Here is a 26,677-nt window from a genome sequence, read left to right as displayed (position 1 = left end):
TCGTTTGTGGCATAAACGACTTAATCCCCTCCGTCCCTTTTTCAGGGGCGCAGCAGCAGACGCAGATCCTCACCCACCTGGCGCTGATCGACCACGCGCAGGCGGCGCTGCTGGTCCATCGCGTCGATCCCAAGACCAGCCAGCAGCGGGCGGCCGCTGTCGCCGAGCAGGGTCGGCGCCTGGTACAGCAGCAGCTCGTCCACCCAGCCACCGCGCAGCAGCGCACCGGCCAGCGTCGCGCCGGCTTCGGTATGCACTTCGTTGATGCCGCGTTCGGCCAGCAGCGCCAGAACCGCGCCCAGATCCAGGCGGCCGTGACGCACGGCCACGCTGGCGAATGCCGCGTCGGCTGCGTCGGGCGGGCTGATCATCGCATCGTACAGGTACAGCGTGTGCGCCCCACCCTCGCGCACACGGCTGCATTCCAGCGAGCGCAGGCGCGAATCCAGCACCACGCGCAGTGGTGGCATCACCTCGGTGTCGGTCAAGCGCACGGTCAGCATCGGGTCGTCGGCGATCACGGTGTCGGCACCGGTGAGGATCGCGCCGGCGCGAGCGCGCCAGTGCTGCACATCCTCGCGCGCGGCGGGGCCGGTGATCCACTTCGAGCTGCCGTCAGCCATCGCAGTACGGCCATCCAGGCTGGCCGCCAGCTTCACCCGCAGCCACGGACGACCGCGCTCCACGCGCGACAGGAAGCCCTTGTTGAGTTCGCGCGCCTGCGCGGCCATCAGGCCCTCGGCGACCTCGATTCCGGCTTCGCGCAGCAGATCGAAACCACCGCCATCCACTTTCGGGAACGGGTCGCGCATCGCGGCAACAACGCGCGACACGCCGGCATCGATCAGCGCCAATGCGCACGGCGGCGTGCGTCCGTAATGCGCGCACGGTTCCAGGGTGACGTAGGCGGTGGCACCACGCGCTTCGCTGCCGGCCTCGCGCAATGCGAACACTTCGGCGTGCGGGCCGCCGGCACGCTGGTGCCAGCCCTGCCCGACCACGCGCTCGCCATGGGCGATCACACAGCCGACCATCGGGTTGGGGCGGGTGGTATACGCACCACGCTCGGCAAGCCGCAATGCGGTGGCCATGTGCAGGTGGTCAAGGACGGTGAACGATGTGCTCATGCCGCCATGGTAGCGCCGTTGGTACGGATCCACGCCATGCGTGGATGGACGGCACGACGCCAGCCAAGGTTGGCAGAGTCCAGTAGATCCACGCCATGCGTGGATGGCGGCAACGCGCCAACCAAGGTTGGCATCTACCAGAGCAACGGGCGTCAGCCCTTCTTCTTCTTGGTCAGGGCGATCACATCGCCCAGCAACTGCAATTGTTCGGTGCTCGACGGCAGGTCGCGTTCGAGCTTCTCGATCTCCTCGCGGAAATCGGCCACGTCCTCGAAGCTGCGGTAGACCGAGGCGAAACGCACATAACCAACATGGTCGAGCTTGCGCAGTTCATTCATCACGAACTCGCCGACCTTGATCGAGGGCACTTCGCGTTCGCCGCTGATACGCAGCTGATGCACCACCGCGCGTACCGCCGCTTCGATCTTCTCTTCCGGCACCGCACGCTTCTGCAGCGCACGGTCGAAGCCGGCACGGACCTTGCGGGCATCGAAGGCTTCGCGGGTGCCATCGCTCTTGACGATGGCCGGCAGCTTCAGTTCAACGGTTTCCAACGTACTGAAGCGTTCGTTGCACGACTCGCACTCACGCCGACGACGAATCGTCGCGCCGTCTTCGGAGACGCGCGAGTCGATGACCCGTGTATCGGCATGCTGGCAGAAGGGGCAATGCATTGAACGCCTGGCTCAGGAAAATACCTGCTGCCACGGTCGTGGCAGCGTCGCAACGGTACCTGAGAAGGGCTTTCCCAGCAAATGCCGGCTGCAATCAGCCTTGTTCGGCAACGCCGGGGACGCGACGCAGCCAACCCAGATGCGCCGCTGGCAGCAGCAGTGGCACGCCCAGCACCAGATACCCCAGCACCTGCCAGGGGCTGCCGGCAAACAGGCTGAAAAGCACGACGCCGACCACGGCCAGTGCCGCGATGGCGCCAAGCACCAGCCCGATCCATGGCAGCGCTGGTGACTGCCGCACGCCATCGCGCCCCCGCCGCAGGTAACGGATGCTGAGCCACAGCCATGCCAGCAACCCGGCAATGCCGGCACTCGCCCACAGGAACAGCACGGCACCTTCGTCGCCGCGCATCAGTCCATGACGGACCAGGAAGGTGTAGATGCCGAACCCGGCGACGCCACCACCGGCCACCAGCGCAGGCAGCCCCAGCAGCAGGCATTGGGCGATATACAGGCGTTTGTGCAGACGCTCATCCATGCGTTCGAATCTCTTTTAAGGTCGCTCGCTTCAAGCGCTAAGGTCGCTCGCTTCAAGCGCGCGGTCGCAGCCACAAAAGCATGGCGGCCGGAACCAGCAGCGAAGGCCCCGTCAGCAGCAGACCCAATCCCTCAACGCCGTGTGTGATTCCCAGCCACAGCCCCATGCCCAACAGCGGCAGCGCCGCGAGCATGCCAAGCAGCAGCGCGCCCCACTGCACCCGGCTGCGGGTGCGCAGTGCGCTGCGTCCTCCAAACAGGTATCCACAACTGAGATCGAGCCAAGCAAGGCAACCGGCGAGGCCGGCCAATCCCCACACCAGCATCAACGCCTGGCTGGGCAGATCGACAGTGCCGTCGGCGAGTGAAAGCACGCTTCCCGCCATGCCGATCACCGCCATCGCCCCGCCGAACAGCACGCTGGGTGCACCCAACGGCACCGCCAGCGCTGCATAGAGATACTTAAGGCGGCGCTCATCCATGCGCGGTACTCAGGTGCCCGGGGTCAGAGCCCTTCCCACAAGGAAGGGATCCGACCCCAGTGCCCGATCAACCGTAAACCGGGTACTTGCGGCACTGCGCGCTGACGGCATCGCGCACGCGGGCAATGACGGCTTCATCGGCCGGCGCGTCGAGCACGTCGGCGATCCAGTTGGCCAGGTCCACGCAGTCCTGTTCCACATAACCACGAGTGGTCACCGCCGGAGTGCCCAGGCGCAGGCCCGAGGTCACGAACGGCGAACGCGGGTCGTTCGGCACCGAGTTCTTGTTGACGGTGATATGGGCCTTGCCCAGCGCGGCTTCCGCGTCCTTGCCGGACACGTCCTTGCCGATCATGTCGACCAGCATCAGATGGTTCTGGGTGCCGCCGGAGACGATCTTGTAGCCGCGCGCGATCAGCGTGTTGGCCATCGCCTGGGCGTTCTTCACCACCTGCTGCTGGTAAGTCTTGAAGCCAGGCTCCAGTGCTTCCTTGAAGGCCACGGCCTTGCCGGCGATGACATGCATCAGCGGACCGCCCTGGATGCCCGGGAACACGATCGACTGCAGCTTCTTGACCAGGTCCTCGTCGGCGCCCTTGGCGACGATGATGCCGCCGCGCGGGCCGCGCAGGGTCTTGTGGGTGGTCGAGGTGACCACGTGGGCATGTTCCAGCGGGCTCGGGTAGACCCCAGCGGCAACCAGGCCGGCAACGTGCGCCATGTCGACGAACAGGTAGGCACCGACCTTGTCGGCGATGGCGCGGAAGCGCGCCCAGTCGATCACCTGCGAGTAGGCCGAGAAGCCGGCCACGACCATCTTCGGCTTGTGCTCCAGGGCCAGGCGCTCGACTTCGTCATAATCGATCAGGCCCTGGTCGTTGACGCCGTACTGCACGGCGTTGAACAGCTTGCCCGAGGCGTTGACCTTGGCGCCGTGGGTGAGGTGGCCGCCGTGGGCCAGGCTCATGCCGAGGATGGTGTCACCCGGCTGCAGCAGCGCGAAGTACACGGCCTGGTTGGCCTGCGAGCCGCTGTGCGGCTGCACGTTGGCATAGTCCGCGTCGAACAGCTGCTTGAGGCGGTCGATCGCCAGCTGCTCGGCGATGTCCACGTATTCGCAGCCACCGTAGTAGCGCTTGCCCGGGTAGCCTTCGGCGTACTTGTTGGTCAGCTGGCTGCCCTGTGCTTCCATCACCGCCGGGCTGGTGTAGTTCTCGCTGGCGATCAGCTCGACGTGGTCTTCCTGGCGCTGGGTCTCAGCGGCGATGGCCTTGGCCAGTTCGGGATCGTAGGTTTCGATGCGGACGTCACGCGGGAACATCGGGTACTCCAGCAGGCGGGGAAAGGGGTACGACTCAGCCCTTGATTGTAGCCCCGCCCCGGCCTGCTGGGGCCGAAACGACCGGGGCCGGATTCGACGAACGAATCCGGCCCCGTATGGTTTCGATTGGCGTTGTGGGGTCAGAGCCCTTCCCTGCGGAAAGGGATCCGACCCCGGCGCTGCATCAGCGGTTGCTGACGATGTAGTCGGCGATGATGCCGCTGGCGATGGCCACCAGCAGCATGTTGCCGCGGTCATCGCGGATCCACTGGTGGCCGTACGGCGGGCGGCGCAGCTGGTAGCGCGGGTAGTCGTTCACCACGTAGATCGGGCCACGGTAGTAATCGCGGTAGCGGTGGCCGCGCTGCCAGCCATAGCCATGGCCGGGCCGGTAGCCGGGGCTGTAGACCACGCGCGGCGGCGGCGGTGCCGGACGGTAGTAGCCATGGTCGTAGCGGCGATCGTGACGGTAATCGCGGCGCGCTTCGCGGCGGTCGCGTTCCCAGTCGCGACGGTCGTGACGCCATTCCCGGCGATCCTCGCGCCACTCACGGCGATCATGGTCGCGGCCACGGTGGTCGTTGTCGGCAAAGGCCGGGGCGATGGCACCCAGCGCCAGTACGGAGGCCACGGCGCCGGCCATGAGTCGATGGAGTTGCATGGGAGACCTCTGCTGGGTGGGTGGTGATCCCATCTTGCGCATGCGATCTGAACGGTTTCCGGCTGGAAACGCTTCCCGCTGCGGGACTGTGACGGGGTATTCAGGCCGCGGCCAGCCCCGGGCGCTCAGGCCAGCGCGGGCCGGAACCGGTTCCGGCTATAATTGGGGGTATTCAATTCAATCTGTGCCCGCTGCCGCAACGGGAAGTTCCCCGTGACGGACCGGGCGCAGGGTCGCGCCTACGGAGACCTCATGTCCTCGCAATACATCTACACCATGAACCGCGTGTCCAAGGTGGTCCCGCCCAAGCGGCAGATCATCAAGGACATCTCGCTGTCCTTCTTCCCGGGCGCGAAGATCGGCCTGCTGGGCCTGAACGGCGCCGGCAAGTCCACCGTGCTGAAGATCATGGCCGGCGTGGACACCGATTTCGAGGGCGAGGCCCGTCCGCAGCCGGGCATCAAGGTCGGCTACCTGGCGCAGGAACCGGAGCTGGACCCGACCAAGACCGTGCGTGAAGCGGTGGAGGAAGGCGTGGGCGAAGTGCTGCAGGCGCAGTCCGCACTGGACGCCGTGTACGCCGCCTATGCCGAGGAAGGCGCTGATTTCGACGCGCTGGCCAAGGAACAGGAACGCCTGGAGGCGATCCTCGCCGCCGGTGACGCGCACACCCTGGAAAACCAGCTGGACGTGGCCGCCGACGCGCTGCGCCTGCCGCCGTGGGAGGCCATCGTCGGCAAGCTGTCCGGTGGTGAAAAGCGCCGTGTGGCGCTGTGCCGCCTGCTGCTGCAGAAGCCGGACATGCTGCTGCTCGATGAACCGACCAACCACCTCGACGCCGAGTCGGTGGAATGGCTGGAACAGTTCCTGGCGCGCTACACCGGCACCGTCGTGGCGGTCACCCATGATCGCTACTTCCTGGACAACGCCGCCGAGTGGATCCTGGAACTGGACCGTGGCCGCGGCATTCCGTGGAAGGGCAACTACACCGACTGGCTGACCCAGAAGGACGAGCGCCTGAAGCAGGAAGACAACCAGGAGAAGTCCCGCCAGAAGGCCATCCAGAAGGAACTGGAGTGGTCGCGCCAGAACGCCAAGGGCGGCCGCACCAAGGGCAAGGCCCGTCTGGCCCGCCTGGAAGAGCTGCAGTCGGTCGATTACCAGAAGCGCAACGAGACCAATGAAATCTTCATCCCGCCGGGCGAGCGCCTGGGCCAGGCGGTGATGGAATTCAAGAACGTTTCCAAGAAGTTCGGCGACCGCCTGCTGTTCGACAACCTGAACTTCCTGGTGCCCTCGGGCGCCATCGTCGGCATCATCGGCCCCAACGGTGCGGGTAAGTCGACCCTGTTCAAGATGATCACCGGCAAGGAAAAGCCGGACACCGGCGAGATCGTGGTCGGCCCGACCGTGCAGCTGTCCTATGTCGACCAGAGCCGTGACGCGCTGGAAGGCAACCACAGCGTGTTCCAGGAAATCGCGGGCGGCCTGGACATCCTCAACATCAACGGCATCGAGATCCAGTCGCGCGCCTACATCGGCCGCTTCAACTTCAAGGGCCAGGACCAGCAGAAGATGGTCGGTTCGCTGTCCGGTGGTGAGCGTGGCCGCCTGCACATGGCCAAGACCCTGCTGCAGGGTGGCAACGTGCTGCTGCTCGATGAACCGTCCAACGATCTGGACATCGAAACCCTGCGTGCGCTGGAAGATGCGCTGCTGGAGTTCCCGGGCAACACCTTCGTCATTTCGCATGACCGCTGGTTCCTGGATCGCATCGCGACCCACATCCTGGCGTTCGAAGGCGATTCGCACGTGGAGTTCTTCCAGGGCAACTACCGCGAGTACGAAGAAGACAAGCGCCGCCGCATGGGCGACGACGCTGCGCCGAAGCGCCTGCGCTTCAAGGCGCTGAAGTAAGGCAACCGGAAAGGCCGCGCTCGCGCGGCCTTTCTCATTTAGATAGGTCACCACCGTTGGTGGTGAAGGAAGGCGTACCGACCAACGGTCGGTACCCACGTTCTGCATTTGGGTAGGTCACGACCGTTGGTCGTGACACCTTATTGTCGTGAGAACCCCATGTCCCTGTTCGAACGCCTGTTCCAGCTGCAGCAGCACGGCACTACCGTGCGCACCGAACTGCTGGCCGGTGTCACCACGTTCCTGACGATGTCCTACATCGTCTTCGTCAATCCCGAGATTCTCGGCACCACCGGCATGGATGCGGGTGCGGTGTTCGTGGCCACCTGCCTGGCCGCAGCGCTGGGCTCGGTGGTGATGGCGCTGGCGGCCAACTTCCCGGTGGGCATGGCGCCGGGCATGGGCTTGAATGCGTTCTTCGCCTTCACCGTGGTCGGTGCTGCCGGCCTGCCCTGGCAGCAGGCGCTGGCGGCGGTGTTCATTTCCGGCCTGGTGTTCCTGGTGCTGTCGCTGACCGGCGTGCGCGCGTGGCTGGTGTCGGGCATTCCGGCGTCATTGCGGTCGGCGATCGTGGCCGGCATCGGCCTGTTCCTGGCGATCATCGCGCTGCAGAAATCCGGCGTGATCATCGGCAACGAGGACACGCTGGTCGCGTTGGGCCCGCTCAATACCGCACCGCCGCTGCTGGCACTGGGCGGCTTCCTGCTGATCGCGATCCTGGAAGCGCGGCGTGTGCGCGGCGCGATCCTGATCGGCATCCTGGCGGTGACCACGGCCGGCTGGGCGTTGGGTGATCTGCAGTACCACGGATTGGTGTCGTTGCCGCCGAGCCTGGCACCGACCTTCCTGCAGCTGGACCTGCCCGGCCTGCTGCACCACAACGGCGGTGCGCCGATTGCGGTACTGCTGCAGGTGGTGCTGGTGTTCGTGCTGGTGGAAGTGTTCGATGCCACCGGTACGCTGTACGGCGTGGTCGGCCGTGCCGGCCTGCTGAAACTGCCGGGCGCACAGAAGCGATTCGGGCGCGCGCTGCTGGCCGACAGCACGGCGATTGTCGCCGGCTCGCTGCTGGGCACCAGCAGCACCACCGCCTTCGCCGAAAGCGCCTCTGGCGTGCAGGTGGGTGGCCGTACCGGTTTGACCGCGCTGGTGGTGGCCGCGCTGTTCCTGGCCGCACTGCTGTTCTCGCCACTGGCGGCGATGGTGCCCGGCTATGCCACCGCGCCGGCGCTGCTGTTCGTGGCCGGGCTGATGCTGCGTGAACTGGTGGAAGTGGACTGGAGCGACCTGACCGAGTCGGTGCCGGCGGCACTGTGCGCGCTGGCGATGCCGTTCACCTATTCCATCGCCAACGGCCTGGCCTTCGGCTTCATTGCCTATGCCGCGCTGAAGGCGGGCACCGGCCGCTGGCGCGAGGTGCATCCGGCAGTGTGGCTGGTGGCGGTGCTGTTCGTGCTGCGCTACGCGCTGGAGTAAGCCGGTGGCTGTTGCCGGCCGCTGGCCGGCAACCTCACATGCCTCGGGAATCCTGCAGTTGCCGGCCAGCGGCCGGCACTACCCGATGCCGCGTGGCCTTCACTCGTACTGGATGGTGAAGGTTGCCTGCCCGTTTGCAATACCGGCACCCACGGTACCGGCCTGGGTCTGCACGTAGCGGGCGCGCAGCGGCAGGCTCAACGTAGAGCTGCCGACCGTCGTCGTGCCGACGTTGATGGTCTGGCCGAAACGCACTTCGCGCTCGTTGCTGCCATCGCGCTGCACCATCTGGATGCCGATGCGCGTAGCGCTGTTGGCAGCGGCGCTCAGCTTGAGCACGCCCGGCATGTTCGAACCATCCTGGTCGGCATCCAGGCGGATGCCGACCTTGCTCTGGAACTGCGCAAGGTTGCTGCCCTGGCAGTTCAGGCGGATGTCGAAATCACGGTTGACGGCCTTGGAGCCGACGCCGGTGAAGCTGGTGTTGGGCACGCTGCCGAAATCCACCGGGATGTTGCGGCTGCCGGCCTGTACTTCGCAGGTCGGGCTGACCACGGTGGTGCCCGAACCCTTGAAGGTGGAGGTCAGTTCCGGACGGCCGGGACCGTCGCCATCAAGATAGTAGGTGGTGAAACGACCATTGGGCGCGATGGTGCCCGAACCGGTCTGCGCAGCAGTCTTGATCAATTCCACCCGGAAGCGGCCGCCATTGAGGGTCAAGTTGCGGTTGCCCCCCAATTGCAGGGTGTGGGGGTAATAGGTCTGGATGGAGCCCGAATCGCGATAGACACGAATACCGACACCCGCTACGTCGGTGGCATAGACATTGCTGAAGCCTGGCACAGCGCTCTGCTGCGCAGCGTTCACGAAGCGACCGTTGGCGCTGCCGCCCCAACGATCACAGTAACCAATGTTGTCGCGCTGGTTGATCGGCACGATCAGTTCCTTGATCACACCACCGACTGGCAGATTGGGCAGGATGACGATCTGACCCATGTCCATCTGCACGTCCTGCGCGACGAACCCCTGCTGGGTGATATAGCAGGTGGCCAGCGCCGGGCCGGCCAGCAGCACGCCGCCAAGCACGGCCAGGGTGGCCAGCGCCTTGCGGCCACGGAAGAGAATCATCGGCATGCTGCCTCCAGCGGGATGAAGCCGGTCTTGGACGCATCGGCGCCCGCCGGTACCTGGTAATCAACCGTGCAGCGCTGGTCAGCACCGGAGCCCCATTCAACCTGCAGGCTGCCCTGGTTCTTCTCGCTGCGCACGTACAGGCGGCCGCCCTGGCTGACCATGCCCACCGGCTGGCCAGTTTCGTCCTTGACCTGCGCGCCGAACGGCAGCGTGCGGCCGTCGGCGTTGCGCACCTGGATCAGCAACGCGTTGCCCTTGCGGGTGTCGAAGCGCAGGTAGCTGATGGCACCGGCGAACGGAGCGATCGACTGGCTGCTGCTTTCCAGCTCGACATCGTGAGCCATGCCCTGCGGGTCCAGGGTCACGGTGTTGAGACGATACGGCGACACGTAGGGCACCACGGCGTAACCGCGACCATCGATGCGCAGGCCAGGCGCGTTGCTGACCATGGCATCACGTGCACCCGGTGCCTCGACGAGCACCATGGTTTCACCGCGCTGCGGGGTGAAGGTGACGCCACCCGGGTGCATGACCAGGCTGCCGTTGGCACCGAACGATGCCTGGCGGAAGTCACGCGAATGGCCGTAGGTCGCGTTCAAAGCGGTGTAGCGGCTGCGGTACTCGGCATTGCCGACGGCGGTGGTGCCACCGTCGCGGGTATCGGACAGGGCCACACCGTAGCTGAAGTTGTTGTCCACGCCTGCGGCGCCGGTGATGCCTACGCGACTGCTGTCGTAGCCACCGCGTTCGCGCACACCGACATCGGCACTGAGCGAGACCGGGCGGGTTCCGCGGCCCAGCGGCACGCTCATCGACAACAGGTACTGGGTATCGGAACGGCCCAGCGCACCTTCTTCGGTACGCAGTGCGGAGAAACCGAAGTTCACCGAGCGCCAGGCGTTGTTGTAGCCCACCTGGTACTGCTTGGCAGTACCGGGGCGATCATAGAAGTCACGCACCGAGCCGGTCACGTACAGCGCGCCCCAGCGACGGCCGAGCGGCTGGTTCAGGGTCAGCTGGAACTGGCTGCGCTGGCGGCCGCGGGTGCTCGGATCGATGCCACGATCATCGGCGTCGCGTGCATACAGCGCATCCTGCAGGCTGTAGAAGCCTTCAGTGGAATAGCGGTAAGCAGCCAGGGTCAGGTTGGTGCCGGTCTCGCCGATCATGTTGCTGTAGCTCAGGCGCACGCTGGCGCCGGTGCTGTTGCCGTAATGATCGAACGAGGTACGGGCATGGGTGACATCAGCGGCGAAGGCACCCAGCGGCGTGGACACGCCGATACCGTACAGCAGCGAGAGGTAGCCATCGCTCAACGCGCTGCCACCGTACAGGGTCAGCTGGTTGCCGATGCCGCGCTGATAGGTGCCCTGCATCAGCCACGGCTCATCGCGCAGCTGCTTGTTGCGGACCTGGCCGGCAGTAATCGCATAGCGGGATACACCGGCGCGCAGCATCTGCGGCACCGAACCGAACGGAACCTTGAACTCGCGGCGACGGCCATCGGCTTCGACCACGCTCACTTCCAGGTCGCCGCCGTAACCGGTCGGGTACAGGTCGTCGATCACGAAGTTGCCCGGCGACACCGAGGCCGAATAGATCAGCTGCTGGTTCTGGCGCACTTCGACGCGCGCATTGGTCTCGGCGATGCCACGCACGATCGGCGCGTAACCGCGCAGCGAATCGGGCAGCATGCGATCGTCGCTGGCCAGGCTGGCACCGCGGTAGCCGATCGAATCGAACAGCTCGCCGCTGGTGTAGGCCTCACCCAGGGTGAGCATGCCGCGCACCTGCGGAATACCGCGCTGCGCATAGGTGGCGATGCTCTGCCAATGACGGCCGTCGCCTTCGTTCCAGGTCAGGTTGGAATCGTGGCGGAACTGCCAGCCGCCCAGGTTCAAGCCTGCGTTGAGGCCCAGGTAGGCGCTGCGGTTGCGGTTGCCACCGTCGGTGCGGCTGTCACTGTCGATCGCGTTGAAGCTGTAGCCAACGAAACCGGCATTGATGCCGCGGTCCCACAGTGCGGGATTGACGTAGCCTCGTGCTTCGCGGCGCATGAACGCCTGCGGGATGCTGAGGTCGTAGCGCAGGTTGCCGCTGTCATAGGTACCGTAGGCGTTGGCCATGCGCTGCTGCACCGGCACACAGGTGCTCTTGTCCAGCGCTGCGGACGGATCCTGCTGGAGCAGGACCGCTTCGCTGTCCACGCCCAGCTCTTCCAGCGTCGCGACATCCAGGCAGGCATCGACACGGCCCTGCGCATCTGCCTTGAACTGCAGATCGCGGCGGCCCTGCCATGCGCCGTTGACGTAGACGTCGACTCGGTAGTTGCCGGCAACCATCGGGTTGCCATTGGAGAACGCTGCCAGGTCGACCTGCTTGGCCTGGCCAGACAGGAAGCTGGAATTGAACTGCGCCTGTTCCGGCGCACGCGCCGTTGCCGCACCGCTTTGCGCCATCAGCGCTTGTTCGCCGAGATTGGCCGGTGCAGCCAGTGCCCATCCTGGGCAGGCGACGCCAGCAGCCAACAGGCAAAGCGCCTGATGGATCGACAATGTCAATCTGTTTCCGATCACACTGACATTCCTTCAATTCGCCGCACGGCGGCAGTTGCGGGATGCGCAGGCCAATGGCCCACGCGGCGCTTTCAGCCCCCGGTAGCGGACAGGCGGATCGTGTGTTCGACCCGGCCGCCGTAGTCGTTGATGGTGATGAAGCGGACCTGCTCGATGCCGGCCGGAGCCGCGAAATCGAGGCTCTGCTTCGGTGCAACCATCTTTCCCTGCTCTTCGACCGGCCGTTCGCCGCTGCCGGTCACGGCATGCACTTCAGCCAGGGTCACGTGGAAGGGACTGGGGTTTTCCACCCGCAGGCGATCACCGCTGCGGGTCCAGCGCAGTGCTGCAGGCGCGTCGTTGGCGACGCCCTTCAGGCCCTGCGGCCGGTAAAAAAGCTTGAGGCGCGAACGAAACGCGACCTGCAGGTAGTTCTGTTCGCCACTGTCGGCGCTTTCCGGCGACGGCGGCACATCCAGCACGTTGAGCCAGAACACCGATTCGTGGTCGGTCGGCAGCTGCGCGCCAGAGAAGATCAGGCGCAGCGCCTGGCTGCGACCGGGCTCGACACGGCTGATCGGCGGCGTCAGCACGAACGGTGCATCACTGGTATCAGCGGTCTGGTTGGCGTCGCCACTGTCGACCCACGCCTGCACCAGCGCGGGCGAGTCGCCCACGTTGTCGACCTGCACGGTGACTTCGCGCGATTGCGCCGGGTAGATCACTCGCGTGCCATTGACCACCACGCCGGCCAGAGCGTTCTGGCAGAAGGGCAGCGTGAACGCTGCCAGCAGCAGCGCCCGGGGAAAGATTGCTTTCATCGGAATTACTACGCTCGAGATGTGTGGCCAGGGGCCGCGAAGCACTGGCCGGCGCGTACGCCGGCCAATGCGGGTACGGCTACGATCAGTTGTAGATGATCGTGTACTTGACGTTGCTGGTGACTTCACCGGCAGTCGCGGCGGCGGTCGCGTAGTACTCAGCGTAGTAGTTCAGGTTGGCGGTGCCATCGGCAGCAACGGTCACCCACTGCGAGTTGTCCTGGGCCTGGTTGGCGCCCGAGGCCTTGACCGGCAGGAACTGGTTGTTCGAGCCCAGCAGCTGCAGCTGCACGTTGCCGGCAGCATTGGCCGCAGCCTGGTTGTTCAGGCGGCCGCTGTTGAAGTCAACGGTCGAACCCGGCTCGAAGTAGGTAGCGACGTTGCCGGCGCTGCACTTGGTCAGGTTGATCGCGAACGGGGTACGACCAGCGACGGCACCGGCGGCAGCCAGGGTGCTCTTGGACACGGTCGGCAGGTTGACAGAGAAGTCCTTGCCACCCGGGGTCGAGATGGTGCAGGTCTTGTCGGTGACCTTGCCGTTGAAGGTGATGGTGCCGTCGGCAGCATTGGCGGCCAGCGGAGCGGCAGCCAGCATCAGAACCGCGATGAATTTGATCTTGTGCATTGCTTGTACCTAACCCTACTGAAGAGATGGAAAGTAGAGGAGGAAGCAAGGAGCACTGCCGGGCATCGGACCCTTCCTTGCGTCTCACCTGTCGCCGGATTCGGACGTACCTCTCCCTGAATCCGTGACGCAAGTATATGCATAAATGTGACCCAGTTCTCATAATTTTTTATGAACACAACATCTTGACGCCAATAAATTGACGTGATAGCTCAAAAATGGAGGATGCCCGGGAAGCCAAGGCAGGCTTAGCGTGCGACGCAAATGGCACTCGATCGTCGACCGCGTTTGCAGGTAAAAACGGCGTTATTTGACGCGCATCACCCTTCTCGGGTGATGGCCCTAGCAGAACGAAACACTGCCTATCAATGACTGTTCGCGGTTGTCGCTAACTAGGACACACCGAACCAGAGAACGTGTCATGAAGAGCTCGATCCTGCTGTGCGTGGCCTTGATGTCCGTCAGCGCACTGGCCCAGGCCAGCAGCGGAAGCGTCCGCTTCAGCGGTCGCATCGTCGATCCCGGCTGCACGACGCGCCTGTCCCAGCAGGAGCTGAGCCTGGAAGCGTGCCCGCCGTCGGCCAAGGGCGCCAAGGTGGCGGTGACGGCGCTGGGCGAAGGTGAAACGGCAACGCTGCGCGAAGGCGGCCGCCATGGCCAGCAGCTGGCCGTGGCCGCACGCACGATGCGTGCCGGCGACCTGTCGTTCTCCGAGCGCTATCGCCTGGAAGCCTCCCAGCGCCAACCGCTGCGAGGCGCCTATCTGGTGGTGGTCGACTACCCCTGAACCGGGTCCGGCAGTTCGAACACCTGCCGCAGGTAGGACAGGTAACCCGGGTCATCGCACATGCTCTTGCCCGGTGAGTCACTGAGCTTGGCCACCGGCTGGCCATTGCAGCGGACCATCTTGATGACGATGTTGAGCGGGGTCGGCCCCAGATCGTTGGTCAGATGGGTACCCACGCCGAACGCCACCTGGCAGCGGCCGCGGAAGTAGTCGTACAGGCGCATCACCTTGGTGATGTCGAGCCCATCGCTGAACACCAGCACCTTGCTGCGCGCGTCGACGCGGCGCTGCTGGAAGTGGGCCAGCATGCGGTCGCCCCAGTCGAACGGGTCGCCGGAATCATGGCGCACGCCATCGAACAGCTTGCAGAAATACATGTCGAAGTCGCGCAGGAACGCATCCAGCCCGACCACGTCGGACAGCGCGATGCCGAGGTCGCCGCGGTACTCGCGCGCCCACGATTCCAGTGCCGCCACCTGCGAATCGCGCAGGCGCGGACCCAGCGCCTGGAATGCCTGCAGGTATTCGTGGGCCATGGTGCCGTGCGGGGTCATGCCGTACAGGCGGGCGAAGTGCACGTTGCTGGTGCCGACCAGCTGCGGGCCCAGCGCGTCGCGCAGCAGCGGCAGCAGGCGCGCATGCCAGTCGCGCGAATAGCGGCGGCGGCTGCCGTAGTCGGCGATGCGGCACTGTTCGAAGCCGGGGGTATCGCGCAGCAGCGCGGCCTTGGCCTGCAGCCGGCGTTCGCCTTCGGCGAAATCCGCCGTGGTGGTGTTGCGGAACCAGACTTCGTTGATGATCGCCAGCAGCGGCACTTCGAACAGGATGGTGTGCAACCACGGACCGGTGATATCCAGCTCGATCTCACCAGGCACCGTCTTCGACGCACGCAGCTGGATGTACTTGCGATCCAGGTGGAACAGGCCGAGGAAGTCGGCGAAATCCGGCTTCACGAAGCGCAGGCCGCGCATGTAGTCCAGCTCTTCATTGCTGAAGCGCAGGCTGCACAGGTGGTCGATCTCCTCATCGATCTGGTCGATGAAGCGGGCCAGCTCGATACCAGGTGTGCGGCATTTGAAACGGTATTGAACCTGCGCGCCGGGGTGCTGGTGCAGCACCGCCTGCATCATGGTGAACTTGTACAGGTCGGTGTCGAGCAGGGACTGGATGATAGGCATGGCTGGAATTATGCGCCTGTAGGGGTGAACCGGGGTCCGCGGGGAGGTGGAGCCCTATCGCACGGCGTGGCTCTGCAGTAGATCCACGCCATGCGTGGATGATCCTGACGCAGCGGGTTACAGCGACCTGCGCAGCAGCCTCGGTACCTGCACCAGCGCGTGGGCCCAGATCGCGCCCCACACTGCCACCCGCACCGGCAACGACCGCTGCGGCCCTTCGAACTTGCTGAAGTAGCGCCACAGCCCGCGATGCTTGTGCCATTCCACGAAGAACGGCCGCGAACGGCTGGACACCCCGCGCACATGGGTCACCTTCAGGTCGTTGGCGATGGCGACCACGCCACCGGCATCACGCACGCGGCGGCACAGGTCCAGGTCTTCGGCATGCAGCCGGTAACCGGCATCCCAGCCGCCGATGCGATCAAACAAGGCGCGCGGCATCAGCAGCAGCGCACCGGACAACGCCGGTACCTGCTGCAACGGCTGCACCGGGTCGCCGGCAATGGCCAACCGCGCGCCGCGCCCGGGCGAGCGCAGCATGGCGAGGAAGTCCGGATCACGACGCCTTACCGCGTCATCGGCCTGGCCGTGCTCGTCCACCTGCTCCACACCCAGCAGACTGTCGCCCACCGCACCGGCGCGGTCACGCAGTGCGGCGAGGGTATCGATTTCGACCATCAGGTCGGGATTGATGAAGGCCAGCCACGGGCTGCGTGAATCAGCAGCGCCCTGGTTGTTGGCTGCGGCGAAACCGGGATTGTCCGGGTTGGCAATGAAACGCACGCGCGGATCGTGGCTGGCGTGGCGCTGTATGACTTCCAGGGTGTCATCCAGCGAACCGTTGTCGATCACCCGGATCTCGGCCACGTCCTGCGCCTGGCGCAGTCGCGACAGGCAGGCATCGATGGTGCTGCCGCTCTGGTAGGTGACGACGATGGCGGCAATGGCGGAATTCAAACAGGCGGCTCCAGCGGTGATGGCGGGACGAACAGGTCGCCCTGCCCGCGCGGCATTATCGCCTGCTGCAGGTTGTGCTGCAGGTCCTGGCGCAGCGCGTGCAGCGGATCATGCATCAGGAAGTCAGCCAGCCGCGGTACCCAGCCCGGCCAGCGCGCGGCCAATGCCTCCAGATCGCCGTCGCGGCTGGGCGCTTCACTGGCACGGCTGACGAAGGCGTTTTCGCACAACACGTTGCGCCAGCCGAGGCCGGCCATGCGCAGGCTCAGATCGACCAGCGCCGCGTTCCAGCCCAGGTAGCTTTCTGCATCCAGGCCACCGGCGCGCCGCCGCGCATTGGCGCGCACCAGCACCGCATGAGTGACTGCCGAGGGGAGTTCAGGATGCAGGGTCGGCAGCGCCGCGCAGACGTGGGCCAACAGCGCCGGGTCGCTCGGTTCGGGGTTGAGTTCACCCAGCCGCGGCCAGGCAGCGGTTTCGCCCACATTGCACCACGGCGTGGCGGTGGCGATGGCGGCGTCACGAGCGAAGGTGGCCTGCAACTGCTGCAGCCATCCCGGTGCAGGCACGCTGTCCGGGGCCAGCACCGCGACGTCCAGGCCGTCGCAGGCACGCAGCATTTCGTCCAGATGGGCGACCTCGCCGAGGGGTCTGGCGCGGCGGGTGTATTCGGCCTGCAGCGGCGTATGTGCCAGCCAGTGTTCGACCACCGCTTGTGCACGTGGCCCGGCTTGCGCGTCATCGCCCAGCCAGATCGATGTCCCCGCTGCGGTACCGGCATCGAGCGCGGCCAGGCAGCGGTCAAGCACCGCGTCGTCCACGCCGAGCGGCAACAACACGATCGCCCCCATCCCGCCTCCGTGGTTGTCGGTGGCCACAGCGTAGCATCGGGTGGGTGTCGGCCGGGTTGCACCCGGCACCCGCCGAAGCCGAAGCCGAAGCCGAAGCAACAGCAACCGCGGGAATTCCGTGGGATGGCGGGATGGGTCCGGTTGCGGGGGACGCCGTAAACCCGTCCCTGGGGGCTTGGCCGCGGCATCCATGCCGCGGACACCCCCGCAACCGGACCCACCCCGCCTTCGACAGTTTTCCGCGAACCGTCGGAACGACTCTTGGGATCAGATCCGTTTTCCACAGGAAAATGGATCTGACCCCAGAATTTCATTCGATATCTGAAAGAGATTCATCCACGCATGGCGTGGATCTACTGGCCACCGGCCAACTGTCGAAGGTGGGGCACTGTGGGTTTGCGGGGTGTGAGCCGCATGGATGCGGCGACCAAGCCTACATGGACGTATTTACGGCGTCCCCGCAAACCCACAGTGCCCCGCCCTCCCCCAGTAAACCCGCTGTTGCTGTTGCTGTTGCTGCTGCCGTTGCTTCGGCTTCGGCTTCGGCGGGTGCCGGGCGCAGCCCGGCCGAACCCACCTACTTCTTTGAGCCCGGCTGGTTCAGCGGCTCCATCGCGCGGAAGCGCTGGCTGTATTCGTCGGTCAGGGTGCGTGCTTCCTGGCCGTTGCGGACGATGGTCGGGGTCAGCAGCACGATCACTTCCGAACGACGGCTGGTGCGGCTCTTCTGGCCGAACAGCGCACCCAACACCGGAATCCGGCTGAGGCCGGGAATGCCGCTGCTGCCATCAGTGGCCGAATCGGTGATCAGGCCAGCCAGCATGATGGTGTCCCCGCTCTGCACCGCCGCCTCAGTAGCCAGCTTCTTGGTGGAGATGCGCGGATTGCAGTTGCGCTCCTGCGGATTGCAGTTCTCCGGTACGTCGGAGGCGCTGCTGATCTCCTGCACGATGTCCAGGAACACCGTGCCGTCGCGGGTTACGCGCGGGCGCACCTTCAGGATCACGCCGGTGTCGATGTACTGCACCGAGCTGTAGCTGCTGGTGCCGATGCCGGTGTTGACCGTGGTGGTGTTGATCGGCACCTTGTCGCCCACGTTGAGCGTGGCTTCGGCGTTGTTGCGCACGAACACCGAGGGTGTCTGCAGCAGGCGCACGTCGGTGACCTTGTCCAGTGCGCTGACCACGGCCGCACCGTTGTGCCCGGTAAATGCCCAACCGGCGCCATCGGTGCCGGTCACCGCACCGGCGAAGGTGTTCCAGGATCCGCCGGCCGCCGCCGGCAGGGACAGCCCAGCCAATGCTCCAGTCAGCGCGCGCCCTGCCACGGCGTTGTCGAAGTACCAGTTCACGCCGTACTTCAGGTCGCCGGTCAGCCCGACCTCGGCCACCTGCGCTTCGATGTGCACCTGCAGCGGCATCACGTCCAGCTTTTCGATCACCTCGCGGATCGAGCGCCAGGCCTGCGGCGTCGAACGCACCAGCAACGTGTTCGTCTCTTCCACCGCCGACACGCCGACACGATCGCCCTCCACTTCCAGGCTGATGCTGACGTTGCCCGACTGGCGCTGCGGCAGGTTCAGGGAACCGGAGCTGCCGCCGCCACTGCTGCCGCTGCTGCCACCCACCGTGTTGTTGAAGCTGCTGCCGTTGTTGGCGTCCATGCCGCGGTCGCCATCACTGCCCAGCTGCGACGGAATGGCGCCCGGTGCCAGCGATGCCGGGCCGGCGCCGCTACGGTTGCCGCTGCTGGCAAAGGCTTCGCTGAGGCGTTCAGCCAGATCGCGTGCCTTGATGTAACGCAGTTCATGCGAGAACAGGCGCGCGCTGCCACCGGCGGTATCGATGCGGTCCAGCCACTGCTGGATCTGGTCCAGGTAGCGCACCTGCGGGGTGATCACCAGCACGGCGTTGGCGTTTTCCAGCGGCAGAAAACGGAACATGCCGGCGCTGGGCGTCTTGCTCTCCTCGCCGAATACCTTTTCCAGATCGGCCGCGACCTGCTCGGCCTTGCCGGACTGGATCGGGAACACGCCCACCGACATGCCCGAGAGCCAGTCGACGTCGAAGATCTCGACGGTGTGCAGGTAGTTCTCGAGTTCGGCACGGGTGCCGCCCAGGGTGATCACGTTGCGGCCGCTGTCGACGTTGACGATGGCATTGGGCCGCGCATAGGGCTCCAGCACCTTCTTCATCTCGGTGGCGGAGATGAACTGCAGCGGCACCACGCGCACTTCAAAGCCGCGTGCACTGGAGGCGGGCGCAGTGCTCGGCGCCACGGTCCCGGCCAGTGCCTGGTCGGCGGCGACGATGTTGTAGCGGCCACCGCTGTAGACCATGCGGGCGTTGTTCCAGCCCAGCACCATCTCCAGCAGGTTCAGTGCCTGTGCCGGCGATACCGGCTTGGGCGTGGCCAGGGTCACTGTGCCCTGCACCCCCGGGGCAATCACGTAGTTCTGGCCGAGCATGTCACCGAGGATGGCCTTGACCACCGCGTGCACCGACTCGCCCTCGAAGTTGAAGGTGGCTTCGCCGGAGCTGGCCGCATGCAACGCGGGCGACGGCTTGCGCGCGGCCTCGCGGTTGATCATGGTGCCGGTGCCACGGCGGATCACCGCCTGCGGCGTCCCCTGGGCTTGATCGGCCGCTTCGGTCTGCGCATCGGTGGCGGCCTGACCGGCGCTGGCCGATGGCTGCAGGTTGCCGTTGCGTTGCACATGCGGGGCGGACACGGTGCTGCAGCCGACCAGCAGTGTCAGGGCAAGGGACCAGGGAAGAAAACGCAGATTCATGCATTCACTCTATCGGTTGGTGCCATCGCCCGGGGGCGGCGACGGTTGTTGCTGCTGTTGCTGCAGCTGACGGCGGCGGGCCTGGATGCGTTCGCGGATGGCCTGCATCTGCGCTTCGCTGGGACCGTTGGTGTTGGCAGGTGGCGCGGCGGCCGCGGCCGGTGCAGGCGACGCGGGAGCCACGTTGCCATCGGTGGCACGTGGGTTGGGCTGGGTCTGGCTGGGCGCCGGCTGTGGCGGCGGCGGCGGAACCACCGCGCCGGGCACAGGCGGTGCGCCATTGGCCCCGCGCAGGACCGTCGGCGCTTCACCGCCCTGGCCATTGAACACGGCCAGCTCCAGCACCTGGCTGCCACTGGAGCCGATCACCGTGGCCTGGCGTGGTTCCAAGGCGACCAGTTGCCAGCCATCGACTGCATCGCCATTGAGGCGCAGGCGCAGCGAGCGGCCCTGCTCGGTGGTGAAGGTGGCCATGCTGAAATCGCGGGTGAGCAGCACGCCGGTCAGGCGCAGCGCGGGGCTGGCGGCGGCTTCGCTGCCCCCCAGCAGATACGGGCGCGGCTTGCGGTCTTCGGCGAACAGGGGCCGTTCGCTGATCACGCTGTAGCTGTCTGCGCCGGCCATGCGTTCGGGCGCCAGCACGGGCAACGCCGGCAGCGCGGCCTGGGCATCGCCCTCCGTGCTGACCGTGGGCAGCTGGCTGCCAAGGCCGAAGCCGGTGGCCAGCCAGGTCGCAGCGGCCCATCCGGCCACCGCCAGCAACAGCCCGGTGCGCAGGTTGATCTGTTCAAGCTTCATCGGCCACCTCCTGCGCATCGGCAGCAGGCTGATCCGCCGGTGCCGGTACAGGTGCCGGCGGCGACACCACCGGCGCCGCTGCAGGTGGCGTGGCCACGGGCGCTGTGGCGGGATCGGCAGCCGCACCTGGCAACAGGTAGCCGGCCAGCTCGAAGGACACATCGAGACCGAGGCCGGATTCGTTCGGCGATTGCTGGAAGCGCTGTGCGATCAGGTTGAGGTTGTCCACGAACAGGCGCGGGCTGCCGGTCTCCAGGCTGTGCAGCACGGTGGCCAGTTCGGCCACGCCACAGCGCAGGCGCACCTGCATGGCCACACGGACGAACGCAGCATCGCGACGGTTGTCGCTCAATGGCGTGCGGTTGCTGATGGTGCAGCTGCGGTTGCCCGGGCTGGCCATCGCCACCGCATCCTGCAGGCGTGCGCCGAGCGCGGCCGCAGCGGCCTCGGCGGTGGCTTCCTGCAGGAACCCCGGGCGCTGCTGCAGGGCGTCGCGGGTCGCGCGCAGCCGCTGTTCGATCTGCGGCTGCTGCTGCAGCTGCGCCTGTACGCGCTGCTGGCGTTCGCGCAGGGCAGCGGCATCGGCGTCGATCGCGAGCAATGGCTGGGTGAACCACGGGTGCACCAGCAGCAGGTAGGCCAGGCCCAGCACTGCCAACAGCAGTGCCAGTGCCAACCAGCGGTCACGGCGTGCGCTTGGCATCGGCATGGGCCGCCTCCGTGGTTTCAGTCGGGGCGGCTGCGGGCGCAGGTGCCGCCGAAGGCAATGGCTGCAGCTCGGCGGTCAGGGTGAAGCGGTCGCGGCCACTGGCGGCACCATCGGCCTGCAGCACGCCGGTGAGGTTCACCTTGCGCCATTGCGGCGCGTCCTGCAGCAGCGGAACCAGCTGCGATGCTTCGCTGCTGAGGCCGATCAGCTGCAGGCTGTTGTTCTCGATTGCCAGTTTTTCCAGGTAGGTGCCATCGGGCAGGCGCCGGGTCAGCTCATTCCACACTTCGACGGTACTGGCGCGCTGGTTGCGTTGTGTTTCCAGGAACGTCGCTCCATCCAGCAGCGCCTGCAGCTGGCTGCGTTCGCTGGCGACGCCACGCGCGCTGCGGGCGCTGCGCTCGACGTCTTCGCGCAGCGCATCGACAGCAGCGCGGCGATTGTCCAGCAGCTGCATCGCCGCCAGCACCAGCATCACCAGGGCCGCTGCGGCAAGCAGCAGGTTCCAGCGCCGCATCGGGTCCGGCCGCTGTTGACGCTGCGCGGGCGGCAGCAGATTGACCTGCAGGGCGCGGCCCTGTGTATCTATCGCATCGACACCGGCCAACGCATCTGCCCACTCGCCGATCTGCGCGCGCCAGTCATCGAGCTGACGCAGCGGCCAGGCCACCAGCTCTACCTGCAGCAGGCCTTCGCCGGCACTGCCCAGTTCACGGATGTCATAGCTGACCTGGCTGGCTTCGAACGGTGTCTGCCGGTCGATCTCGTAGCCGACCACCGCACGCAGGCGGTCACCGGCCGCGGCGGGCAGACGCAGCGTGCGCCGCAGGACCTGCCCGGCGGGCAGCAGCCACACCCGTGGCAGGCTGCGCAGGCGCGGCTCCAGCACGCGGTCCAGGTCCGCCGGTTGCAGCGGCCACGGAAGACGGGCCACGGGCTCGAGGCCGTCACCGGTTTCGCGCCAGACCTGCAGCTGCCCGTCTTCGCACTGCAGCAGCAGGCGGGTCTGCGACCAGCCCAGCGCCCATTGCCAGCGCATCGGCACCCAGGCCAGCAACGACTGCCGCCACCAGCGCAGGAAACGGCCGGCACCGGGGCCGATCTGGCCCTGCACCTGCCGCAGACTGTCCTGCCAAGCCGTCATCTTGCTGCCATTCCCTGCTCCCAGCGAAGCACTGTGTAGGTCCGGCCGGGCACCCCGCCCGATCCGTTGCGCACCACCGCCTGCAGCACCGACAGGCGTCCGCTGCCGTCAGTGGCGCGGGACTCGATACTATAGGTGCCACTGCTGCTGGCAAGCGCCGATGCACCCGCAGCGTTATCTCCGTCACGCTCCTGCTGGGCGCGTTGCGCCAGCAGTTGTTCCGCATCCAGGCCCATTGCCGTCAACACCGGGCCACCGGCGAAGCGTGGATCCGGGCGCGCCTGCCGGCTGTAGAGCGTCAGGTGCGGCAGCATCGCGGCGTACAGCGACCCGCGCATTCCCAGCACCCGCTGCAGTTCGCCCAGGGTTTCAAAGCGCTTGTTGCGCGGGCCGTAGGGCAGGCCTGCGGCGGCGTACTCGGGCGCCTCGGCACCGCCACCGGGCTGCAGCAGACTGTCTTCGTCGCGCCAGTCGATGATCGCACCGGCCAACTGCCTGGCGGTTTCAGCCGGCTCGCCCAGTGCCTGCATGAATGCGGACAGCAGGGCCGCATCCGCCAGGTTGAGGTTGATCTTGCCGTTCTCGTCCAGCACCCGGATCTCGATGCGGGCGTCGTCGAACTGCCAACGATAGGCCCGGCCGTCGGCCTGCCACGGCGGACGCTGCGGGTCTGGCTGCAGCCGCAGCAGTGCGTATTCCAGGCCCGCGCGCGCGCGCTCCTGGCCGCGTGCATCATCACCGAGCACCCGCTGCTGCAGGTGCTCGACCCGTGCGCTGAGCGCAAAAGCGCCGACCAGCGCGGTCATCAGCGCGATCAGCCACAGCACCAGTACCAGCGCGGCACCACGTGGACGCTTCATCGCGCGCCTCCGCTGCCGCCGGCGCGCAGTGCCACCACCAGCGGCGGCCACGGCGTGCCCCTGCTTGGCACGATCTGCACTTCCACCAGCAGCGGCAGGCGCCGGGTGTCATCCCAACGTGGCAACCATTCGGTCATCTGCCCGTTGCTGGCGTCGACACCGCGATAGCGCAGCCGTACATCCTTCAAGTCCTCCGCCAGCACTTCGGGCGGGCGCGGCGGGCTCTCTTCGATGCGCTCGCCTTCCTGCAGCAGCACCAGCTCCAGCAGCAAGCGGCGGTGGCCGGCTGCGCCATCCACCTGCAGCGCATGCAGGTACGGGCCGCCGCGACCGAGATAGCCCGGCAGATCGGCTACGAACTGCATGCCCCGATCATCGCCCTGGAAGAACACCGGTTCGCGGGTGGGATCGGGCACTTCCAGCGGGCTGCGCAGGGCGCTGGCGAGCTGGCGCCGCAGCAGGGCCTGCACTGCGCGCATGCGTTCGCTCTGCGCGGCAATCTGCTCACCGCGCTGGCTGATCGCCATCGCCGAGCGCACGCTGGCGAACGCCAACGCCAGGCCGCCAGCTAGAAGCACGGTGGCCAGCATGACTTCGATCAGGGTGAAGCCCCGCGCGCGGCGCCTCATCGCGCATTCTCCAGCGCAGGCGGCAACAGGCGCAGGCTGCGCCAGCGCAACTGCTCGCGCTCGCCGTCGCCCCAGCGCACCTGCAGCTGCAGTTCCGCCAGCCAAGGCGTACCCGGCGACTGCGCAGCGGGCAGCGCACCACTGCGCGGCTCGGCCCAGGGCTGCACCTGCAGCTGCCAGTGATATCGCCCCTGCTCCCACTCGCCCTGTTGGCTGCCGGCCTGCAGTGGCGTTTCCACGCCAGCGGCAGCCAGCAACGACTGCGCGTGCAGCACCGCGCGCGTGCGCAGCTCGGCATCACGCACCTGGCGCGCGCCACCGGACAGGCTGCCCAGCAACAGCGTCAGTGCCAACCCAAGCAGTGCGAAGGCAACGATCACTTCAAGCAGGGTGAAGCCACGGGCGCGCGACCTCATTGCGCCCGCCACGGTCCGGAACGGACTTCACCGGTCAACCAGCCCACATCGATACGCCACTCGGCGCTCTCCAGCTGCAGGCGGATGCGGCCGCCGCTGGAGCCACCGTCGGGATGGAATTCGATCACGCCCTGACCGGGTGCGGTGGCCAACTGCGCGGCACCTTCGAACTGCACCTTCAGCTTGGCCGGCACTTCGCCGTGTCGCTGGTTGGCGCCCTGCCAGCGATGCTGTGCCGGTTCGATCACGAAGCGCTGCGGCTCACCGCGGGCAATCGCCTGCGCGCGCACCATGCGCAGCTGGTTGGCGATGTCCTTGCCGGCACTGCGCAGCTGCATGCCAGCAAAGCCGCGCGACATGCCAGCGGCGGTGATCAGGCCGATGGCCGCGATCAACGCGATCACCAGCAGCATTTCCAGCAGCGACAGGCCTGCTGCGCGCCTGCCGTGCAGGCGCGGGCGTGACAACCGGCGCGGCAGGAAAAGCAGCATGCGTGCTTACGGCTGGTAGCGGATGTCAGCGTCGACGCTGCTGCCGCCGGCCTTGCCGTCCTTGCCCAGGCTGATCAGCTCATACGCCTGGCCTTCGCCCGGTGCGCGGTACTCCAGCGCGTGGCCCCACGGGTCGTTGAGGTCGGCGGGCTTGGCATACGGGCCCAGCCAGCCACCGACGCCGGCCGGTGCGGTCACCAGGTCGTTGAGCGAGGCAGGCAGCTTGCCGGTGTCGATCTGGTAGTTGTCGACCTTGGAGGCAACGGTCTGCACCTGCGCCTTGGCGATGTTGGCCTTGCCGCGATCGGCGCCGCCGAGCACGCGGCTGGCGACCAGGGTCAGCACCGCGCCGATCAGCACGATGACGATGATGATCTCCAGCAGGCTCATGCCCGACTGGTGGCGTGCGGCAGTGAAGGAAAGGCGGATCGGTCGACGGGAAGCAATCATGGTCGGTCCTTTCAGGTACGGGATGTCGGGGTTGCGAAGGAGGCCATCGTCAGCCGATGGCGTTGGTGAGGTCGTACAACGGCACCAGCACGGCCACGATCACCGCGCCGACCACCGAGGCCAGCACCAGGGTGATCGCCGGCACCATCGCCGCCAGCAGGCGGTCGATGCGGCGGGCGCTGTCCTGTTCGAAAGTATCAGCAGCTTTCAGCAGCATGGTATCGAGTGCGCCGGACTCCTCGCCGACCTGGATCATCTGCAGCGCCAACCGGGGAAAGCGCTTGCCGCGCGACAGTGCCAGCGACAGGCCGGTGCCGTTCTTGACCTCGTCGGCGGCAGTTTCCAGGTCCGCTGCCAGCGCGCGGTTGCCGAGCACGTTGCGGGCGATGCCCAGCGCCGCCAGCAGCGGCACGCCGTTGCGCAGCAGTGTCCCCAGGGTGCGCGCCAGCCGCGCGGTTTCCAGTTCGCCCAGCAGGCGGCCGATGCCGCGGCGCTGCAGCAGCCAGCCATCCAGCGCCAGACGGAACGCGGGCTGCCGCGCCTTGCGTTCGAACAACAACAGCAGCACGCCCGGCACCACCAGCAGCAGCACCCACCAGTCGCGTACGAACAGGCCCAGCTGCAGCACCAGGTTGGTGAACCATGGCAACGCCACGTCCAGGCTTTCGTACATCTGTGCGAACTGCGGCACCACATAGCCCAGCAGGAACAGCAGCGCACCGCCCACCACCACCAGCAGGATCGCCGGGTAGACCAGCGCGTTGATCACCTTGCCCTGCAGCGCACGGCTGCGTTCAAGATAATCGGCCAGGCGCTGCAGGGTGTCGTGCAGGCTGCCACCGGCTTCACCGGCGCGCACCATGTTCACGTACAGGCGCGAGAACAGGCCGTGCTGGCGTTCCAGCGCAGTCGACAGCGGCGCGCCACCGCGCACCACGTCGCGGATGTCGGTGATCGCGCGGCGCGAGCGCTCGTCTTCGGGCAGGCTGAGCAGGATCGACAGCGCGCGGTCCAGCGGCTGCCCGGCACCGAGCAGCGTCGCCAGCTGCTGGGTGAACTGCAGCAATGCCGCGCCCTGCAGCGGACGCTGGCGGAACAGGCCGCGCAGGCTGCTGCCGCCAACCGCCCCGCCGTCGGCCAGCTGCGTTTCCATCGGCAGATGGCCCTGGTCCTGCAGGCGCGCGACCAGCTCGGCCTCGCTGGCCGCTTCCATCTGCCCGTCGAACACTTCACCGTGCGTATTCAGCGCCTTGTAACGATAGTTCGGCATGTCAGCGTCGTCCCTG

The 26,677-nt window shown here is 66.6% G+C and carries 26 protein-coding genes; 3 read left to right on the top strand and 23 right to left on the bottom strand.

Going from position 1 to position 26,677, the window contains the following annotated elements; translation table 11 throughout:
• Positions 1–41: 41 nt before the first annotated feature.
• The 6 genes from ribD to CR156_RS00270 form a co-directional block, all read right to left on the bottom strand.
• Positions 42–1,127: a bifunctional diaminohydroxyphosphoribosylaminopyrimidine deaminase/5-amino-6-(5-phosphoribosylamino)uracil reductase RibD gene (gene ribD / locus CR156_RS00295; protein WP_100551540.1), complete on the bottom strand. Its 1,086-nt coding sequence runs from the start codon at positions 1,125–1,127 to the stop codon at positions 42–44.
• A 152-nt stretch (positions 1,128–1,279) separates the two neighbouring features.
• Positions 1,280–1,801, bottom strand: coding sequence for a transcriptional regulator NrdR (gene nrdR / locus CR156_RS00290; RefSeq protein ID WP_100551539.1), 522 nt, complete (start codon positions 1,799–1,801; stop codon positions 1,280–1,282).
• Between the two features lie 94 nt (positions 1,802–1,895).
• Positions 1,896–2,339, bottom strand: coding sequence for a hypothetical protein (locus CR156_RS00285; RefSeq protein ID WP_100551538.1), 444 nt, complete (start codon positions 2,337–2,339; stop codon positions 1,896–1,898).
• Between the two features lie 52 nt (positions 2,340–2,391).
• The gene (locus CR156_RS00280; RefSeq protein WP_100551537.1) at positions 2,392–2,820 is read right to left on the bottom strand and encodes a hypothetical protein; all 429 of its coding nucleotides are present in this window, start codon (positions 2,818–2,820) and stop codon (positions 2,392–2,394) included.
• Positions 2,821–2,887: 67 nt separating this feature from the next.
• Positions 2,888–4,141 carry a serine hydroxymethyltransferase gene (glyA, locus tag CR156_RS00275; protein WP_100551536.1) on the bottom strand — a complete coding sequence of 418 codons (1,254 nt, stop codon included), beginning with the start codon at positions 4,139–4,141 and terminating at the stop codon, positions 2,888–2,890.
• Between the two features lie 184 nt (positions 4,142–4,325).
• Positions 4,326–4,802 (bottom strand): RcnB family protein, encoded by a 477-nt coding sequence (locus tag CR156_RS00270; RefSeq protein ID WP_100551535.1) that lies wholly within the window; start codon positions 4,800–4,802, stop codon positions 4,326–4,328.
• 252 nt (positions 4,803–5,054) lie between these two features.
• Between CR156_RS00270 and ettA the strand changes: the two genes are divergently transcribed.
• Entirely contained in the window at positions 5,055–6,719 is a 1,665-nt protein-coding gene (gene ettA / locus CR156_RS00265) for an energy-dependent translational throttle protein EttA (RefSeq protein WP_100551534.1), read from the top strand.
• 159 nt (positions 6,720–6,878) lie between these two features.
• The gene (locus tag CR156_RS00260; RefSeq protein WP_089238711.1) at positions 6,879–8,195 is read left to right on the top strand and encodes an NCS2 family permease; all 1,317 of its coding nucleotides are present in this window, start codon (positions 6,879–6,881) and stop codon (positions 8,193–8,195) included.
• A gap of 99 nt (positions 8,196–8,294) precedes the next feature.
• On the opposite strand, the gene CR156_RS00255 is transcribed toward CR156_RS00260, so the two are convergent.
• The 4 genes from CR156_RS00255 to CR156_RS00240 form a co-directional block, all read right to left on the bottom strand.
• The gene (locus tag CR156_RS00255) at positions 8,295–9,329 is read right to left on the bottom strand and encodes a fimbrial protein (RefSeq protein WP_100551533.1); all 1,035 of its coding nucleotides are present in this window, start codon (positions 9,327–9,329) and stop codon (positions 8,295–8,297) included.
• Entirely contained in the window at positions 9,320–11,884 is a 2,565-nt protein-coding gene (locus CR156_RS00250) for a fimbria/pilus outer membrane usher protein (RefSeq protein ID WP_100551532.1), read from the bottom strand. Before CR156_RS00250 ends, CR156_RS00255 begins: the two co-directional genes overlap by 10 nt.
• A 92-nt stretch (positions 11,885–11,976) precedes the next feature.
• The gene (locus tag CR156_RS00245; protein WP_089238705.1) at positions 11,977–12,705 is read right to left on the bottom strand and encodes a fimbrial biogenesis chaperone; all 729 of its coding nucleotides are present in this window, start codon (positions 12,703–12,705) and stop codon (positions 11,977–11,979) included.
• Between the two features lie 85 nt (positions 12,706–12,790).
• Complete coding sequence (locus CR156_RS00240; protein ID WP_049469455.1) at positions 12,791–13,330, bottom strand: fimbrial protein; 540 nt, start codon at positions 13,328–13,330, stop codon at positions 12,791–12,793.
• Between the two features lie 421 nt (positions 13,331–13,751).
• On the opposite strand from CR156_RS00240, the gene CR156_RS00235 reads away from it, so the two are divergent.
• Positions 13,752–14,117, top strand: a complete 366-nt coding sequence (locus CR156_RS00235) for a type 1 fimbrial protein (protein WP_089238703.1) — start codon at positions 13,752–13,754, stop codon at positions 14,115–14,117.
• On the opposite strand, the gene pncB is transcribed toward CR156_RS00235, so the two are convergent.
• The 13 genes from pncB to xpsF all read right to left on the bottom strand — a co-directional run bounded on the left by pncB (position 14,108) and on the right by xpsF (position 26,661).
• Positions 14,108–15,295, bottom strand: a complete 1,188-nt coding sequence (gene pncB / locus CR156_RS00230; protein ID WP_100551531.1) for a nicotinate phosphoribosyltransferase — start codon at positions 15,293–15,295, stop codon at positions 14,108–14,110. The genes CR156_RS00235 and pncB overlap by 10 nt on opposite strands.
• A gap of 117 nt (positions 15,296–15,412) precedes the next feature.
• The gene (locus CR156_RS00225) at positions 15,413–16,252 is read right to left on the bottom strand and encodes a glycosyltransferase family 2 protein (RefSeq protein WP_100551530.1); all 840 of its coding nucleotides are present in this window, start codon (positions 16,250–16,252) and stop codon (positions 15,413–15,415) included.
• Positions 16,249–17,103 carry a glycosyltransferase family 2 protein gene (locus CR156_RS00220; protein WP_100465672.1) on the bottom strand — a complete coding sequence of 285 codons (855 nt, stop codon included), beginning with the start codon at positions 17,101–17,103 and terminating at the stop codon, positions 16,249–16,251. The genes CR156_RS00225 and CR156_RS00220 overlap by 4 nt, the downstream gene beginning before the upstream one ends.
• A gap of 577 nt (positions 17,104–17,680) precedes the next feature.
• Positions 17,681–19,894, bottom strand: coding sequence for a type II secretion system secretin GspD (gene gspD / locus CR156_RS00210; RefSeq protein ID WP_100551529.1), 2,214 nt, complete (start codon positions 19,892–19,894; stop codon positions 17,681–17,683).
• A 9-nt stretch (positions 19,895–19,903) separates the two neighbouring features.
• Positions 19,904–20,692 (bottom strand): general secretion pathway protein GspN, encoded by a 789-nt coding sequence (locus tag CR156_RS00205; protein ID WP_100551528.1) that lies wholly within the window; start codon positions 20,690–20,692, stop codon positions 19,904–19,906.
• Complete coding sequence (gspM, locus tag CR156_RS00200) at positions 20,682–21,401, bottom strand: type II secretion system protein GspM (protein WP_100551527.1); 720 nt, start codon at positions 21,399–21,401, stop codon at positions 20,682–20,684. The genes CR156_RS00205 and gspM overlap by 11 nt, the downstream gene beginning before the upstream one ends.
• Complete coding sequence (locus CR156_RS00195; RefSeq protein ID WP_100551526.1) at positions 21,376–22,545, bottom strand: PilN domain-containing protein; 1,170 nt, start codon at positions 22,543–22,545, stop codon at positions 21,376–21,378. Before CR156_RS00195 ends, gspM begins: the two co-directional genes overlap by 26 nt.
• Positions 22,542–23,405, bottom strand: coding sequence for a type II secretion system minor pseudopilin (locus CR156_RS00190; RefSeq protein WP_100551525.1), 864 nt, complete (start codon positions 23,403–23,405; stop codon positions 22,542–22,544). The genes CR156_RS00195 and CR156_RS00190 overlap by 4 nt, the downstream gene beginning before the upstream one ends.
• Positions 23,402–24,034, bottom strand: coding sequence for a type II secretion system protein J (locus tag CR156_RS00185; RefSeq protein ID WP_100462858.1), 633 nt, complete (start codon positions 24,032–24,034; stop codon positions 23,402–23,404). Before CR156_RS00185 ends, CR156_RS00190 begins: the two co-directional genes overlap by 4 nt.
• Positions 24,031–24,450, bottom strand: coding sequence for a type II secretion system protein XpsI (gene xpsI / locus CR156_RS00180; RefSeq protein WP_100551524.1), 420 nt, complete (start codon positions 24,448–24,450; stop codon positions 24,031–24,033). Before xpsI ends, CR156_RS00185 begins: the two co-directional genes overlap by 4 nt.
• Positions 24,447–24,941: a type II secretion system protein XpsH gene (gene xpsH, locus CR156_RS00175; protein ID WP_100551523.1), complete on the bottom strand. Its 495-nt coding sequence runs from the start codon at positions 24,939–24,941 to the stop codon at positions 24,447–24,449. The genes xpsI and xpsH overlap by 4 nt, the downstream gene beginning before the upstream one ends.
• Before the next feature lie 6 nt (positions 24,942–24,947).
• The gene (gspG, locus tag CR156_RS00170; protein WP_032951922.1) at positions 24,948–25,391 is read right to left on the bottom strand and encodes a type II secretion system major pseudopilin GspG; all 444 of its coding nucleotides are present in this window, start codon (positions 25,389–25,391) and stop codon (positions 24,948–24,950) included.
• A gap of 49 nt (positions 25,392–25,440) precedes the next feature.
• The gene (gene xpsF / locus CR156_RS00165) at positions 25,441–26,661 is read right to left on the bottom strand and encodes a type II secretion system protein XpsF (protein WP_100551522.1); all 1,221 of its coding nucleotides are present in this window, start codon (positions 26,659–26,661) and stop codon (positions 25,441–25,443) included.
• Positions 26,662–26,677 lie beyond the last annotated feature (16 nt).

It is taken from the genome of Stenotrophomonas lactitubi (assembly GCF_002803515.1).
Classification (GTDB): Bacteria; Pseudomonadota; Gammaproteobacteria; order Xanthomonadales; family Xanthomonadaceae; genus Stenotrophomonas; species Stenotrophomonas lactitubi.
This window is presented reverse-complemented; position numbering and strand designations above follow the sequence as displayed.